Origin of the sequence: Hathewaya proteolytica DSM 3090 (genome assembly GCF_900142225.1) — a bacterium.
Classification (GTDB): Bacteria; Bacillota; Clostridia; order Clostridiales; family Clostridiaceae; genus Hathewaya; species Hathewaya proteolytica.
Genome location: NZ_FRAD01000009.1, coordinates 44,684 through 58,700, shown reverse-complemented (window position 1 = coordinate 58,700; position 14,017 = coordinate 44,684). Strand labels below are relative to the sequence as shown.

Sequence of the window (14,017 nt, the reverse complement as noted above, 5' to 3'; positions counted from 1 at the left end):
TTTACTTCCAACCTTTCTAATAAGTATTTTAAAATAGTATTAATTAATATCCTTCTATTTCAAAACTATATGAATTAAAATATTCAAAAAAACAACACTGCCTTAGGTTATTACCTTAAACAGTGTTGTTTTATTAACTTATTTATTTCATGATGAAATGGTTCATCTCAATTTTTTCAATTAGGTCCATTATATATTCTACGTCGTGGTCATCTATGAATTTCTTTATTTCTTCTAAGGAACCAGCAAGTTTTCCCATGGTATCTTTATCAAAGTATTTCCCGAACTCCTCTCGAAGTATTGGATTATCCAAAACACCTTTTAAAATTTCCTTAATATTATTATTTGTATTTGAGTAGAATTCTTCTTGTATTTTTTGAAATTCAACAAGTAAATTATCAACAAAAGCTTTTTTAGGATGATTTTCATTGATGTTGGATAAATCATATATTGCACATGAAGCATAGTTTATATTATCTTCAGTAGGGTTAGCTTTGCAAAGGTTAAAAACTTCTAAAGCTTTCTGGATCTTTTCTTCTTGATATTGTTCAACTTTTTCAAGAATATCAGTAGGATATTTGTCACATATCTTGATTATTTCATTCATTATAGTTCTTATCTCATCAAGTTCATATTGATAGTAGCATATATATGGTTCATTCACCATAGAAAGGTTATCTACCCGTTTTTTTAACAGCACAAAAACCTCTTGCTGACGTTCATCCAATAATTGACTAAATACAGGGATTGCATCAGATTTTGGATTTAACTTTTTAATTTTTATTCTAGCATCACTTATCATTTGCTGCAACTCTGATAACTGCCACTGTTCTTTTAAATTGTATCCAACAACATTAGCTGTAACATCAAAGGCATTCTTATAATAGATGTCTTCTGCAGTAACAGCGCTAGCAGGTTTAGTTAAAAAAAACATTGTACCTATGACAACAAAAGCTGAAAGAAATAAAGATAATAATTTACTTTTCATAGTTTCCCTCCTAAAATATAGTACTAATCGTACCTTTTACTATATTTTAGTGCAGGTTTTATTTAAAAACAATTAAAAATCGTTTACATTCTATAAATTTTCCCATTGTTCATAAATTACTTTAAAATTACTATTTATTTTGTTCCTTAATATGCTTAGCAACTTTAGTATCTTCACGCTTTATATGGTTTACTAGCCAATTACCTAATTGCTTATTGATTTCTGCCACTAATTGAACTGTTGCACCCTCTGTTTTAAGACGCCCAGTGATGTTGTCCACAACTTTAATAAATTCATCATGGTACCTTTTATGATTTACGAAGTCTGGATATTTAGATTTTATCTGCAATACCTGTTCATGAGCAAAGTGTGTTTTTGTATATTGATTTAAAAAATCTACAGTATGTTCAATCTCACTTCTTCCTTTTCCAGAAGAACATGCAGCTAAAAGATCATTTATTGCTTGGATCAGTTGCTTGTGTTCTCCATCAATTTGTGTGTTTCCTGTCTCAAGTTCTTTACTCCATATGAAAGCCATATTTCTCTCCTCCGTTTTTTATAAATCATTCTTTTCAGCAATTAATTTCATTGCTATATTTACTATTATAGCCTTAAATTCGTAACCTTGTCCACACTTTGAAATTTACTGTGCTTTGCATACCTGTATGGATATACGCCTTACATACTCTTCACTATTAGAGCTAGTAAGTATACTCAGTAAATCAGTTTCATACGCATGTCCACATACCTCGTAACCATTATTTTTAATAGTTTTTATCAACCTTTCATAGGATGATTTTATTGTATCGTAGGGTCCCTTATGGTATGTAGAAGCATAAGTTCCCCTGGGCTTTTCAAAACTTTTATCAACTATACCGTGAAAACCTTCGGGTACCTTTATTCCCAAAAAGCTTGTACTCTTATAGTCCCCATTTTTAAGTGACTCTTTGGATATTATCTCACAGATAGGATTTTCAAAGTCTATTTGAAGTTCCTTTGAACGATTACATATTGATATGAAGCTATTCATGCAAGTTTTTTCGTCCTTATTTACATAAGGTTCTACCATGTACATCTCGCTAAATTCTTCTATGAAATCTACCTTTTCAAAATTTTCCACCCTAAGTACCTCTTCTAACAAACTGGAACGCTTCTCAATCTTTTTTCTTATCTTGTCCAGTCTTTGTATTTCTATGTCGTATTGTTCCTTTTGTTTTTTCAGCATTTCAATGCAGCCTTGAACATTCCTCACCGTTAAGTATTCCTTTAATGTATCTATGGGAACACCTAAATTTCTAAATGTTAAAATTGAATCTAATTCATCAGCTTGTTCTAAAGTATAATACCTGTAATTTTTCTCATCTCGCTTTGCTGGAGAAATTAATCCTATATTATCATAATAAACCAAAGTTTGTTTTTTAATACCTAACATATTTGCTAGCTCACCGGTAGTTAAATAAATTTTATTGTTCATTTCTCATCCCTCCTCTTGACTATATAGTTACTATACACCTTATTATATCATTTAGAGAAATAATATATAATATAAATAAACGGAGATAAATATGTTAAACACTAAAACTAATCTAAAACAACGAACAGAGATGATAAAGCTCATCTGTGCCTTAGCATGGCCCTCAATAGTGGAACAAGCACTTCAAACTGCCGTAATATATGTAAGTTCTGCCATGGTAGGTCAGTTAGGAGCAAATGCCTCCGCCTCAGTAGGGCTAACCACCACAGTAAACTGGCTTATAAATAGCCCTTCCTTTGCCATGGGAGTTGGTGTACTAGCTTGTATTTCCTTTTTTATTGGTTCAAAAGAAATAAATAAGGCAAAGGCTGCAGCAAGTCAGTCCATAATAATAGCTACAATTTTAGGTGTAGTTATGGGTATCATCACATTGGCTATAAGCCCATTTTTACCTAAATGGCTAGGAGCTGATCCTGAAATTCAGAGAGATGCTTCAGTTTATTTTGCTATAATATGCTTACCAATGATATTCCGTACCGCAACAATAATCTTCGGAGCCGTTCTTAGGGCCACTGGTGATATGAAGACACCTATGGTGGTTAACTTGGTAATGAATATTGTCAACATAGCCCTAAACTTCTTCTTAATATACGGAAATCAGACAATAAACATAGGTCCATTAAAAATCACTACACACGGGGCAGGCCTTGGTGTAGCTGGTTCTGCCATAGCTGCAGCAATTTCCTATTGTGTCAGTGGCTCACTAATGTTTTTTGCACTGTATAAGAATAAACTAGTTTCACCAAGGGGTGAAAAAATAAGGCTGAATAAGCCAATTATGAAAAGATGTATTAAGGTAGGATTCCCTATTACAATAGAGCGTGTTGTTACTTGCCTAGGGCACGTAGTTTTCGCCTCCCTCGTTACAAAACTTGGCACATTAGCTTTTGCTGCTCACTCCATAGCATTAACTGCTGAGGAAGCCTTTTATATTCCGGGATACGGTATACAAACAGCAGCTTCAACCTTGGCTGGAAATGCGCTTGGTGAAAAGGATGAGAAAAAACTCCACGATGTATCGGTAACCATCATGATCATTGCTGTTACAATTATGACCATTACAGGTGCTCTTTTATTCATGTTCCCTGATACCATGATGTCTATTTTCATAAATGACCCTGAAGTTATTAGAATGGGTTCCACTGTACTTCGCATTGTAGCAATTTCAGAACCAATGTTTGGAGCACTTATTATTTTAGAGGGCATTTTCAATGGCATAGGCGACACAAGAACTCCAGTAATATTATCAATAGTATCTATGTGGGGAGTTAGAATATTATCTACATTAATATGTATAAATGTATTCCACTTAGGACTTAATGCTGTGTGGGCATGCATGGTGGCAGACAACATGTTTAGATTTACTGTCCTTTTCATACGTTTTGTCCGGGGTTCTTGGAAAATCAAATTTGCACAGGAGATGTAAAAATCATTTTTGTTGATTTATCTAACTTTATACTGTATACTTTTACTGAAAACTTCATAAAAGACAGTTCGTAACCATCCTGTCTATAAATAAAACTAGGAAAAAATAGAAGGTAATATTCTATGTTTTAATAAGGTGGATTCATTCCGCCTTTTTTTATTTTGGAGGTGATATTATGGAAATTAAGAGTGCAACATCAAAAACAAAAAAAATCACTATATCTGCCATAGTAATTGCTTTATATGTGGTAGTCATGACTCTTACACAAAGCTTTGCATTTGGAGCTGTTCAAGTTCGCGTAGCAACATCAATCTATGCACTAGCCTATCTATTTCCATTCCTAGTTTTACCTTTGGGACTTTCGAATTTATTGTCTAATATGATTTTAGGGAGTTTAGGTTTCTTCGACATATTCGGCGGATTTGCTGCAGGATTTTTAACCTCACTACTTGTCTATGGAATAAGAAGGTACAAGTTATCCACATTGTTAATAGCTTTGCCAATTACTTTTATTCCTGGGCTTATGGTACCCCTTTGGTTATCATCCATACTAAATGTTCCCTATTGGACTTTAGCCTTCAGCCTTTGTTTAGGACAAGTGATTCCCGGAATATTGGGAGTACTTCTTGTCAATCTACTAAAAAATAAGATAGGAGAGAATTAAGGTGAGAAAAGATTTAAATTTAAACCTACTTGGAAATGAAGACATTAAATACAGTTTTGGATACACTCCAGAAGTTTTGGAGACCTTCGATAATAAGCACCCACATAATGATTACTTTGTTAAATTCAACTGCCCTGAATTCACAAGTTTATGCCCCATCACATCACAACCGGATTTCGCAACTATTTACATATCATACGTTCCAGATCTTAAAATGGTGGAAAGCAAATCTTTAAAGTTATACTTATTTAGCTTTAGAAATCATGGGGATTTCCATGAAGATTGCATGAATATTATAATGAAGGATCTTATTAAACTTATGGATCCAAAATATATAGAAGTATGGGGTAAATTTACACCTAGAGGCGGAATTTCCATAGATCCTTACTGCAATTACGGCAAGCCAGGAACTCCATGGGAATCTATTGCTTTCAATAGGTTGGCCAATCACGATATCTACCCAGAAAAAGTTGACAACAGATAAAGCTTACCTCTTATTCATGATATTTTTATGTAATTATTAAAACCATCTTTATTTCTTTATACATTCTTCGATATATATGTATAGATACAAGTTATAGAAAGGAGACCTTCGTATGAAAATTAGCTCATTAAACCATGGATACTCTCAATCACATTTATTACATACCTCACAAAAAAATGACTCTAAGCTTTCAACTGATAGGGACTTAAAATCTGACACATATATACCTTCAAATCCAAAATATAGTATTGGTATGAATAATCTTCCATTGGATAAAGGAACGGCCATTGCCACCACCATACACATTGATAGGAATAACTACAATCAAATACTATATGCTGCTGTTAATGGACCAAATAAACCCTCAGAATTCGGAGTTGATATGGATAAACGATGGGTTGTCATAGATGGACAACGTTTTGAATGCGAATTGAGCCCAGAAGAAAAACGACTTAAACGTGGATGTCAAAAAACACTTCTTGATTATATCTTTGAGGATGATGACAAGAAAAAGAAGGAAGACTCAAAAACCATCACAAAAACGGAAGATATTAAATCAACATACCTCACTAAACGCTATGGAAGTCCAGAAGCTACTCCAGATAAAAACGATATAGTGTTACAAGTATTACAACAAGCAGGACTAGCTTAAATAAAAAGGGAGTTACCTAAATTAGTGGCACTCCCTTTATTTTTACTCTAATTTGACTTTACTTTTATTTATCTCAATTCTACAATTGGAAGAATCCAACCATTTCATCTAGTTTTACTGCACTTTTTTCATTTTCCTTTGTTTGATTTAACACATCATCAGTTTTAGATGCAATATCTGTTGTCTTTGTGGCTATGTCTGTGGTGCCTTCTGCTCCCTCTGAAGATGCTGTTGTTATTTCATTTATAGCTTGTCTCATCTGTTGTATTGTGTGATACAACTGCTCTGCAATGGAATTAATCTCTGTAACAACTTCACGAACCATATCTGCATCTTGATCATATTGCTTAATTGTGTTGACAAATGCATTGTAATCAGTAAGGACTTGATTGTCCACAAACTCTAATAAAGATTTAGAATCCTTTACCACACTTTCTACGGCATCTGATACATTATAAGTTATTTCGTTAATTCTAGACACTGCATTTTTAGAGTTCTCAGCCAGTACCCTAATTTCATCTGCTACCACAGCAAATCCCCTGCCTGCCTCACCAGCTCTAGCCGCTTCAATGGCAGCGTTAAGTGCTAGAAGATTAGTTTGAGAAGTAATTTGCAGTATTGTCTGTGACAGCTCTTTAATCTCTTCAATGGCCTCTGTACGTTTTATGGATTCTCTTAATTGAATATTAGTTTTATCATATAGCTCTATGGCATTTTGGTGAGATATAGAAGTTTCACTTTTCAATTTTCCTGCACGTTGCTTTATTTCAACAACAATATTCTCTCCATGTACTGTTCTCTCTTTCATATTTGAAACTTCTGATTCTATTTCATAGGTGGAAGCATTCAGTTCTTCTGTAGAAGCCGAAGTCTCTTCCATTCCCGCTGATAACTCCTCTGTGGTTGCAGAAATATCTTCCATGCTGCTATGAACTTCTTCTACGCTTTTAAAAGTCATATTTGCAATGTCTTTTACGTTTTCCGCTTCTAATTGAATACCTTTCATGATATCTGAAATCTTCTTCTGCATATTTTGCGCGGAACGAGCAATAATTCCAACCTCATCCCTTCGCTTTAAAAGCTTCTCTTCAAAGTCAAAGTTAAACTTCCCCTCCTCCATGAGTAGTAGCCTCTCTTGAATCAGTTTAATTCCCTTCGCAATAGCATGTCCAATAAAGAATGAAACAACAATGCTAACAGCCAATAGTACACCCGCCAATATTAAAATCATTAGCATAGTACCATTAATTTTTTGTGAAACCACATCCGTATATATCCCTACAAACCACATACCAATAATTGTGCCAGATTTATCTTTTATGGGTATGTAATACGTCTGAGCTGACTTTCCTAAAATATCTGCCGTCCCAGAGTAGGTATCACCTTTTTTAAGAACTTTTTCAACCACTTCATCTGAAGCACGAGTTCCAATCATTCTCTTTCCACTTTTGTCCTTCACGTTAGTTGCAACTCTAGTATCATCCCGAAATACTGTTACCAATACGTCAGTTCCCTTTGTAAACTCATCTATTAAATCGTAGTTTTCATTGATTTCTATCTTTCCTTTATATAACTTACCATCACTACTGGACCATTCTCCATCATAAACATTATTTAACAACTGTAAACCCATATTAGAATAATTCTGCAACTCTTCATTACCTTTTGTGAAAAAAAGATTTTCTACCCTTGAACTGGTAAATATAAGAATAGTTGATGTTAACAATAAAATTATGCCAACTGATGACAATACAATTTTCCACTTAATCTTCATTTTAATTCTCCTTCAGCTATGATATATTTTTATTTAAATTCTGTAATAATTCATCCGAATTCAGTTTGTACTCTTTTACTATGTCCTCTATTGAATCAAAAAGATTTGTGCATAATAAACATTTACCTAGAATAGCATCGTATTCATGAAAAACTTCTTCTGTTTTGGGATATTTGGCTACAATGTCTAATAAACTCATATTCCCTGTTATCACTTTTACCCCTCCAGTTTTATAAATTTTCTAAATAATACTACTAATTTCATTGTTCGTGGTCAACCCTTAATTGTGTATAATGGCTATATCAATTTTTCGTACTATTTTCTTATTTCTTAAGTGTTTTTTTGTATTTTTAAGTATTATTTTATTTTTCATGCTGTTTTTAACCATATATTACTTGTGTTTTTTGAAAAGTGCATAAAAAAGACAAGCTATTAACTTGTCATGACTATGTTCCTTGTAATTATTTACTATTCAATAAATTCTCTCTACATTTTTTACTTAAAGAATTTAATACCAATTCGTATGACATGTCTATCATTTGTTTTAAAATATCATCCGGTACATCTCCATCTAAATATACAGAGTTCCAATGCTCTTTATTCATATAATAACCTGGTACAATATTTTCATTCTGTTCTCTTAAAGCTCGCCCAAAAGATGGCTCACACTTCAAAGTAATAATACTTTTATTATATTTATCTCCACCTTGCATAGCAAACATTTTTTCTCCAATACGATACCTTGTTACATTCCACTCTACTTTAAAATCTTTCTCCACACCTTTTTTTGAAAGGCAATATTCATCAATCCATTGGTACTTCATTCTACATTTCCCCTTTATTGAATAATATCAACTTTTTTATATTTGTACATTAACTCTTGTAATACTTCTCAATAAATTCCATATGGCTTTTGGGGATGTTATTGGGCAAGTTTTCGTAAGAAAAAAACCTCAATTCTTTTGTTTCTACCCCATCCACTAATAACTCACCGCTATATTTTTTTACAATATATCCAATGGTAATAAAATATGCTTCATCTCCATGTGGAAATTTCATAAAACATTTTTTACCTGAAGTCGTTCCTAACAAACTTACTTCTTCTATATGGAGGCCTGTCTCCTCTTTTGCCTCCCTCTTGGCTGTTTCCTCAAGCGATTCACCTAGCTCCGTAACGCCTCCCACTAATCCCCATACTTTTGGAAAAGTACCTCTGTTTTGTAAAAGAAGTTCATTATTTTCATTGATGATCAAAACATTTACTCCTGTGAGATTTATGGGTTCATGCCCCACTTTCTCTCGGATATATTTTACATAGTCCATTTTCTTCACCTACTTTCGACATATATTGATTAATTTCAAACTATAATTGACTAATTAACTCATGAACTTCCTCTGCGCCTATATTATCTTCTGCATTTATAAAGTTTTCTTTTGATTGTCTAAAATTGTCCAAAGCTTTTTCCTGCTGTCCTTGGGCCGCATATACTTCTCCTATTCCTCTGTAGGCACAAGCCCTTGCAATGAAATCATCACACTGTAGTGCATTTTTTAAAGACATTTCTAACCACTGTAATGCCTCTTGAAACTTTCCTAACTTAAATCGTACATATCCTTGCTCATAAGTATTAATAGATAATTTTAAATAATCACGAGAAAATTCCTTTTCAATAATATCTTTTTCTTTATCAAAATACACTAAAGCCGTCTCATAGTTTTCAGCCTCACGTTGAACCATACCTAGTTGGTGTAATGCTATATGCTCGTCCTCTCTATTTTGAGATAGTCCTAGCAACTCTTCATAGGCATCTATTGCTTCCTTAAACATATTTAACCCTGTATACACATAACCCACATTCATTAGATATTTTGAGTATTCCTCTGATTGTTTATCAGTTATTAAAGCTTTTATTTTGTTAAATTCATCTAATGACGCTTCCTTCTTTCCTTCATCAAATAATAAGAAAGCCTCTATTAACATTTCATCTATTTTTTTCATTCTATTCTCCCATGGTCATTCGTTACTATATATGTTGTCTCTAGATAATTAAATTTATATCCAATCCATTTGCTAATATTTATAGCATGATGATTCTCTACATGATGATATACTATGGTTTTCTCAAACTCTACATCCTCCACTAACTTTTTATACATAGATGCATAAAGCCATTTTCCCAAGTTTCTACCTCTATCGTTTTTTTAACCCCAATCATAAATTGATATGGGAACCTAGGATCATTGTTATTTACCGACACATTTGATTTTGCTACCATTTCACTACAATCATTAAAAATCATATAACAATGATGGGTAATATTAGTCTTCTTGTTTGATTCGTTAAACTTTCTTTGTTTATCAGGCGTTATAATGTATTTTACATAACCCTCTTCTCGTGCATCTGTCATATCCTCCATAATATTTTTCAACTCATCATTGTAAGTAACTATAGCAAATTTTCCATACTGCTTTGTCTTTTTCTGAATAAATTCATCTAAGCACAATAATAAAGCTCGGCTAATTACTGAATCACATAAATATATAGTCAATTTGTACAACTCTTTTCCGTTCCAATCAGCAGATTTAACCCATTGCAACATACCACATATTAAAGATTCATTCCTAGTAATGTACAATACTTTGTCATGGTCACAAAATGTTTGTAAAAATGATTCTGTATATTCTTTACTATTCCTAAATCGACGTAGTAGCTTGTACTTATTTACTATATACTCATAAGTTCCATATAATTCATCAACTTCATGGTTTGTCAAATTGCTTATGTTTATTTTCTCTATTCTATACATCATATCCCTCCAGTTTTAATAAACTTACTTTCTTATCTATTCCCCCTGAATAACCTGTGAGACTTCCATTAGCCCCTATAACTCGATGACATGGTATGATAATGGGGATGGGGTTATGTGCTACAGCACCGCCAATAGCCTGTGCTGACATTTTTTCTTTTCCCATACGAAAAGCCATTATTTTTGCAATGGCTCCGTAGGTAGTTACTTCTCCATAGGGAATTTCACACAAAATTTGCCACACTTCTTGACGGAACTTGCTTCCTATAGGTGATAGTGAAAGTTCCGAGATTTTTGGATTTTCTCCAAGAAAGTACCGTTTTAGCCAAGCTTTTGATTTTTCTAACACTGGCACATCATCCTTATGCATGATTTTACCCAATACAGTAATAGCAGAATGTTTTTGTCCTTCTATCCATAAACCAATAAGTTTTTCCTTATGACTTACTAAAGTTAACATTCCAATAGGTGATAAATAAACAGTTGAATAATACATTTCTCTTTCTTCACACATTGGCAAACTCCCTTTTTATTTCACTGCAATAAACATACTATTTTCACTGATAATTTGAAAATACATTTACTTATTCTTAAGAAGATATATGAGTCCAGTCCCCAATTCCATATCAATATCTGTATAAGTGTGACCACCACAAAACTCATGATACTGAGCATTATATCCTTTATTATTTAGTATATCATAAAAATCCCTATTAGCACTATAATGAACCTCAAAACTCTTTTCAAATTCTCCAAGGGTCATATAAAAATCTATCAGTTTTTTTATACCATTTTTATATGTTTCCAATATACAACCCTTTTTACTTTCATCATCTTCACTATTCCAATACATAGCACCGGATTGACATAACACTTTTGAAAATACCTCCGGATGATTATAAGCTATAAAGGCCGCTGTAATCCCACCATAACTAAACCCTGCAAACAAGTTGTTTGATTGCCTTATGTTGTAATTTTGATTCATCCATGGCAATAATTCACCCATAACAAAACTTTGGAATTCCTCTGAACAAGTAAGTTCTTTATCCCTATTATCACTTGTTTCAATAAATACAACACATATAGCTGGAATCTCATGATCTGCTATAAGATTATTTAATGTAGTAATAATTTTTGTAACATGAAGGTATTCCCATCCATCAGTGAATACTGCCAATGGTAATGGCTCTGAATTTTGGCTGTAACTATCTGGTGTATAGACCCATATCCTTCTCTTGTTATTCAAGATATTACTTTGAAAGTTATCAATTAATTCTAAATTTCCCTTAGGTATATCTTCTCTTTCCATTGTCCAACTTTTTTCTTTGTAATTGGGTAAACAAAAACAAGATTCCTCTTTTTTAACAATATAATATTCACCCACCCTCTTCTCATCTTCTACACATACGTATTTACTAGTGTTCAAAGGATCTAACCTAAAATCTAACTCATCCCATTCTTGCTCTTCCTTTTCATTAACTATAAACATATATAATGATTTTGTATCACCTTTTGCCACCCAAGTTCTATACCATAAATCTGTATCTTGCAACTTTTCAAGTTCAGCATTGCAACTTTCAAATCCAAACATCTCACCAAACGCTGCAATTCTCTCTATGGGTTCCTCTTCTCTCCATAGTAGTGTAACCAAGTAATTTTCCTTGTCATTTTCTATGCTTTCTATAAGCGGAGTACCAGTTTTACTTACTTCATTCCAAAACCTTTCTAATGCTGCAGTACCATTATTTTTTACCTCATTACATAAACGTTCTATTCTTGGACTGATAATATTTCTGTTATTTCCCATAATGAATCCTCCCCTATTAAGCTCTGTTTTGCTTTCAATCATATTGTACTTCATGATACACCACAATAAAACGTACACAATGACTATATATTTTTTATGCACAAAAAAGCCTCTGCAAAATAAAATTTGCGAGGCTTTATCTTTAATCTACCTTTCCCATTAGTTTTATTCTTTCGTATATACAATCTTTTTAATAGTATCATAGGAAAGATTGTAGGTACACATAAGTTCTTCAATAGATTTTCCATTTTTCTTTTCAAATTTAATTTTTTTATTTCTATCAAAAATTTCCTGTCGTGTACCACTCTTGCTACCCCAGGTATTTTTCTTACCCTCTGGCTGAGGTACATATAACATTTCTCCAGAAATATATTTTTGAATTTCATTTAACAGTTTCCTTGGTAATACTTCCTTAGCATTTACATATTTCATCCTAACTCGCTCCCTCATTAAAATACTAAATAAGGATGCAAAATCAGACTTAATAGAACTTTAAATTAGAATGAATTTTGGCAACTATACTTATTCTCTATGCAGCTACCACCAATGTCTATAAGACTGATTCTGCATAGAGTTTTTTGTGTAAAGCCAGTTTACCCATAAAATAGATTTTATTTGAACACATAATTATCATTTTCCCCTCCAAAATGCTTCATAGTATTAGACCACATTATATCATAATATAGTAAATAAGTTACAGAATTTATATTAATCTAAAAAATCATCTCTCCTGGCCTGTATCCGTTAGGTAAATCTTCTTCACTTAGAAATTTGAAGTTTTCATCACGCAATATTGGCAAAAATGCTTCATATGGTATCCTTGAGAACTCACAAGCATAATTACTAGCACCAAACCATTTGCCCTCTTTACTGCTCAAATTTAAATCTCTAGCAAACTTCGTGTGATTTGAGCAATCGTGAACTACTATGTCCCACTTTTCATCGTCTGCTACTTTCATAAATTTCAATGTTAGTTCCCTGCTCCAAATTGGAGATATATACCCTTGCCTAGACATATACATTTTTTCTCCTTCATAATTGTATATGTTATTTTCATTCAAATGTAGCTCTGCACAATTAATGAAATCCAACTTTGTATCTAAAACCAATTGTTTTTTCTTGAAAAACTCTTCAAAAAACTCCGGTGTCATTGGAGTTTCAATACCTACATTTTGAATATACTTTTTAGCTATTTTTATATTTTCGATAACCTTGTCCGCACAATTGCTGGCTCCAAGGTTAAATCTTATTTCATCAAGTCCTGCCTCACCTAAAGCTTTAAGATTTTCCTCTGTAGCTAAGGTGCCATTGGTGTACATATGCTGGTATATACCTGCATCCTTAAATTTCTTTATTACAGAATAGTATTTTTCAATTTCCATAAATGGTTCCAAATAAACGTAGGCAACTCCAGTAGGTTTATTGTGTATGGAAAGCAGTAAATCAATATCTCTTTCGTAGAACTTTGTGCCACCGATTTCCCACATTCCTTCACCGATGGGTGGAAGATCATCTAATTCTCCGTAATTATAGCAAAACTTACACTGTATATTGCATTTGTTGGTTTTTCTAATAGCTCCTAAACCAGTTCCCAATAGGCAAGAACGACATCCTTTTGAGAATTTGCTATCCTCACCCACAAAAAATGTTCTATTTTGTAAGTTCTTCAAACCTTTTATTTCAGCCATTAACTCATTATTCCTACGCTCCACTGCCTCTTCAATTTGTGCAAGGGTAGCATAAACAATTTCTTGCTGTTTTACCATAAGCTCTTCATCCTCTGGTAGCATAGCAAAGAATTCTAGCCACATCAGTGCATCCTTTTTTGATATCTTCATTCTTGCCTCCTATATTTAAAGTCATCTTGCAGACCATATTTGC

At 33.0% G+C, this 14,017-nt stretch carries 17 protein-coding genes; 4 read left to right on the top strand and 13 right to left on the bottom strand.

The annotated features are described in order from the left end of the window. Nucleotides 1-142 precede the first annotated feature (142 nt). From BUA73_RS06250 to BUA73_RS06240, 3 genes are all read right to left on the bottom strand, one after another. A complete protein-coding gene (locus tag BUA73_RS06250; protein WP_072903292.1) occupies nt 143-988 on the bottom strand; it encodes a hypothetical protein in 846 nt (281 codons plus the stop codon). A gap of 130 nt (nt 989-1,118) precedes the next feature. Next, nucleotides 1,119-1,526 (bottom strand): bacteriohemerythrin, encoded by a 408-nt coding sequence (locus tag BUA73_RS06245; protein ID WP_072903291.1) that lies wholly within the window; start codon nt 1,524-1,526, stop codon nt 1,119-1,121. Between the two features lie 105 nt (nt 1,527-1,631). Then, entirely contained in the window at nt 1,632-2,462 is an 831-nt protein-coding gene (locus tag BUA73_RS06240) for a MerR family transcriptional regulator (RefSeq protein WP_072903290.1), read from the bottom strand. A gap of 91 nt (nt 2,463-2,553) precedes the next feature. Here BUA73_RS06240 and BUA73_RS06235 point away from each other — a divergent pair, with 91 nt between their 5' ends. The 4 genes from BUA73_RS06235 to BUA73_RS06220 all read left to right on the top strand — a co-directional run bounded on the left by BUA73_RS06235 (nt 2,554) and on the right by BUA73_RS06220 (nt 5,748). Beyond that, the gene (locus tag BUA73_RS06235) at nt 2,554-3,948 is read left to right on the top strand and encodes an MATE family efflux transporter (RefSeq protein WP_072903289.1); all 1,395 of its coding nucleotides are present in this window, start codon (nt 2,554-2,556) and stop codon (nt 3,946-3,948) included. A 175-nt stretch (nt 3,949-4,123) separates the two neighbouring features. Next, nucleotides 4,124-4,612, top strand: a complete 489-nt coding sequence (locus tag BUA73_RS06230) for a QueT transporter family protein (protein WP_072903288.1) — start codon at nt 4,124-4,126, stop codon at nt 4,610-4,612. A gap of 1 nt (nt 4,613) precedes the next feature. Next, nucleotides 4,614-5,096, top strand: a complete 483-nt coding sequence (gene queF, locus BUA73_RS06225; protein WP_072903287.1) for a preQ(1) synthase — start codon at nt 4,614-4,616, stop codon at nt 5,094-5,096. A gap of 112 nt (nt 5,097-5,208) precedes the next feature. Next, on the top strand, nt 5,209-5,748 hold the full coding sequence (locus BUA73_RS06220) for a hypothetical protein (protein WP_072903286.1): 540 nt from the start codon (nt 5,209-5,211) through the stop codon (nt 5,746-5,748). A 79-nt stretch (nt 5,749-5,827) separates the two neighbouring features. Here the strand turns inward: BUA73_RS06220 and BUA73_RS06215 are convergent, their stop codons facing one another. From BUA73_RS06215 to BUA73_RS06170, 10 genes are all read right to left on the bottom strand, one after another. Next, nucleotides 5,828-7,522: a methyl-accepting chemotaxis protein gene (locus BUA73_RS06215; RefSeq protein WP_072903285.1), complete on the bottom strand. Its 1,695-nt coding sequence runs from the start codon at nt 7,520-7,522 to the stop codon at nt 5,828-5,830. Nucleotides 7,523-7,538: 16 nt separating this feature from the next. Continuing rightward, nucleotides 7,539-7,736, bottom strand: a complete 198-nt coding sequence (locus BUA73_RS06210; protein ID WP_084672108.1) for a hypothetical protein — start codon at nt 7,734-7,736, stop codon at nt 7,539-7,541. A 247-nt stretch (nt 7,737-7,983) separates the two neighbouring features. Then, on the bottom strand, nt 7,984-8,346 hold the full coding sequence (locus tag BUA73_RS06205) for an MmcQ/YjbR family DNA-binding protein (protein WP_072903284.1): 363 nt from the start codon (nt 8,344-8,346) through the stop codon (nt 7,984-7,986). 49 nt (nt 8,347-8,395) lie between these two features. Continuing rightward, complete coding sequence (locus BUA73_RS06200) at nt 8,396-8,845, bottom strand: NUDIX hydrolase (RefSeq protein ID WP_072903283.1); 450 nt, start codon at nt 8,843-8,845, stop codon at nt 8,396-8,398. 40 nt (nt 8,846-8,885) lie between these two features. Next, complete coding sequence (locus BUA73_RS06195) at nt 8,886-9,521, bottom strand: tetratricopeptide repeat protein (RefSeq protein WP_084672106.1); 636 nt, start codon at nt 9,519-9,521, stop codon at nt 8,886-8,888. Between the two features lie 142 nt (nt 9,522-9,663). After that, entirely contained in the window at nt 9,664-10,329 is a 666-nt protein-coding gene (locus BUA73_RS06190; protein WP_072903282.1) for a hypothetical protein, read from the bottom strand. Then, a complete protein-coding gene (locus tag BUA73_RS06185) occupies nt 10,322-10,825 on the bottom strand; it encodes a methylated-DNA--[protein]-cysteine S-methyltransferase (protein WP_072903354.1) in 504 nt (167 codons plus the stop codon). The genes BUA73_RS06190 and BUA73_RS06185 overlap by 8 nt, the downstream gene beginning before the upstream one ends. A gap of 84 nt (nt 10,826-10,909) precedes the next feature. Further along, nucleotides 10,910-12,136, bottom strand: a complete 1,227-nt coding sequence (locus BUA73_RS06180) for an alpha/beta hydrolase-fold protein (RefSeq protein WP_072903281.1) — start codon at nt 12,134-12,136, stop codon at nt 10,910-10,912. A 165-nt stretch (nt 12,137-12,301) separates the two neighbouring features. Continuing rightward, nucleotides 12,302-12,568: a CD3324 family protein gene (locus tag BUA73_RS06175; RefSeq protein ID WP_072903280.1), complete on the bottom strand. Its 267-nt coding sequence runs from the start codon at nt 12,566-12,568 to the stop codon at nt 12,302-12,304. 281 nt (nt 12,569-12,849) lie between these two features. Then, on the bottom strand, nt 12,850-13,974 hold the full coding sequence (locus tag BUA73_RS06170; protein WP_072903279.1) for a radical SAM protein: 1,125 nt from the start codon (nt 13,972-13,974) through the stop codon (nt 12,850-12,852). Nucleotides 13,975-14,017 lie beyond the last annotated feature (43 nt).

Bases quoted from the DNA above. Each gene is read 5' to 3' on its own strand.
- BUA73_RS06250 (WP_072903292.1), bottom strand. From the start codon at position 988: ATGAAAAGTAAATTATTATCTTTATTTCTTTCAGCTTTTGTTGTCATA.
- BUA73_RS06245 (WP_072903291.1), bottom strand. From the start codon at position 1,526: ATGGCTTTCATATGGAGTAAAGAACTTGAGACAGGAAACACACAAATT.
- BUA73_RS06240 (WP_072903290.1), bottom strand. From the start codon at position 2,462: ATGAACAATAAAATTTATTTAACTACCGGTGAGCTAGCAAATATGTTA.
- BUA73_RS06235 (WP_072903289.1), top strand. From the start codon at position 2,554: ATGTTAAACACTAAAACTAATCTAAAACAACGAACAGAGATGATAAAG.
- BUA73_RS06230 (WP_072903288.1), top strand. From the start codon at position 4,124: ATGGAAATTAAGAGTGCAACATCAAAAACAAAAAAAATCACTATATCT.
- BUA73_RS06220 (WP_072903286.1), top strand. From the start codon at position 5,209: ATGAAAATTAGCTCATTAAACCATGGATACTCTCAATCACATTTATTA.
- BUA73_RS06215 (WP_072903285.1), bottom strand. From the start codon at position 7,522: ATGAAGATTAAGTGGAAAATTGTATTGTCATCAGTTGGCATAATTTTA.
- BUA73_RS06205 (WP_072903284.1), bottom strand. From the start codon at position 8,346: ATGAAGTACCAATGGATTGATGAATATTGCCTTTCAAAAAAAGGTGTG.
- BUA73_RS06200 (WP_072903283.1), bottom strand. From the start codon at position 8,845: ATGGACTATGTAAAATATATCCGAGAGAAAGTGGGGCATGAACCCATA.
- BUA73_RS06195 (WP_084672106.1), bottom strand. From the start codon at position 9,521: ATGAAAAAAATAGATGAAATGTTAATAGAGGCTTTCTTATTATTTGAT.
- BUA73_RS06190 (WP_072903282.1), bottom strand. From the start codon at position 10,329: ATGTATAGAATAGAGAAAATAAACATAAGCAATTTGACAAACCATGAA.
- BUA73_RS06185 (WP_072903354.1), bottom strand. From the start codon at position 10,825: ATGTATTATTCAACTGTTTATTTATCACCTATTGGAATGTTAACTTTA.
- BUA73_RS06180 (WP_072903281.1), bottom strand. From the start codon at position 12,136: ATGGGAAATAACAGAAATATTATCAGTCCAAGAATAGAACGTTTATGT.
- BUA73_RS06175 (WP_072903280.1), bottom strand. From the start codon at position 12,568: ATGAAATATGTAAATGCTAAGGAAGTATTACCAAGGAAACTGTTAAAT.
- BUA73_RS06170 (WP_072903279.1), bottom strand. From the start codon at position 13,974: ATGAAGATATCAAAAAAGGATGCACTGATGTGGCTAGAATTCTTTGCT.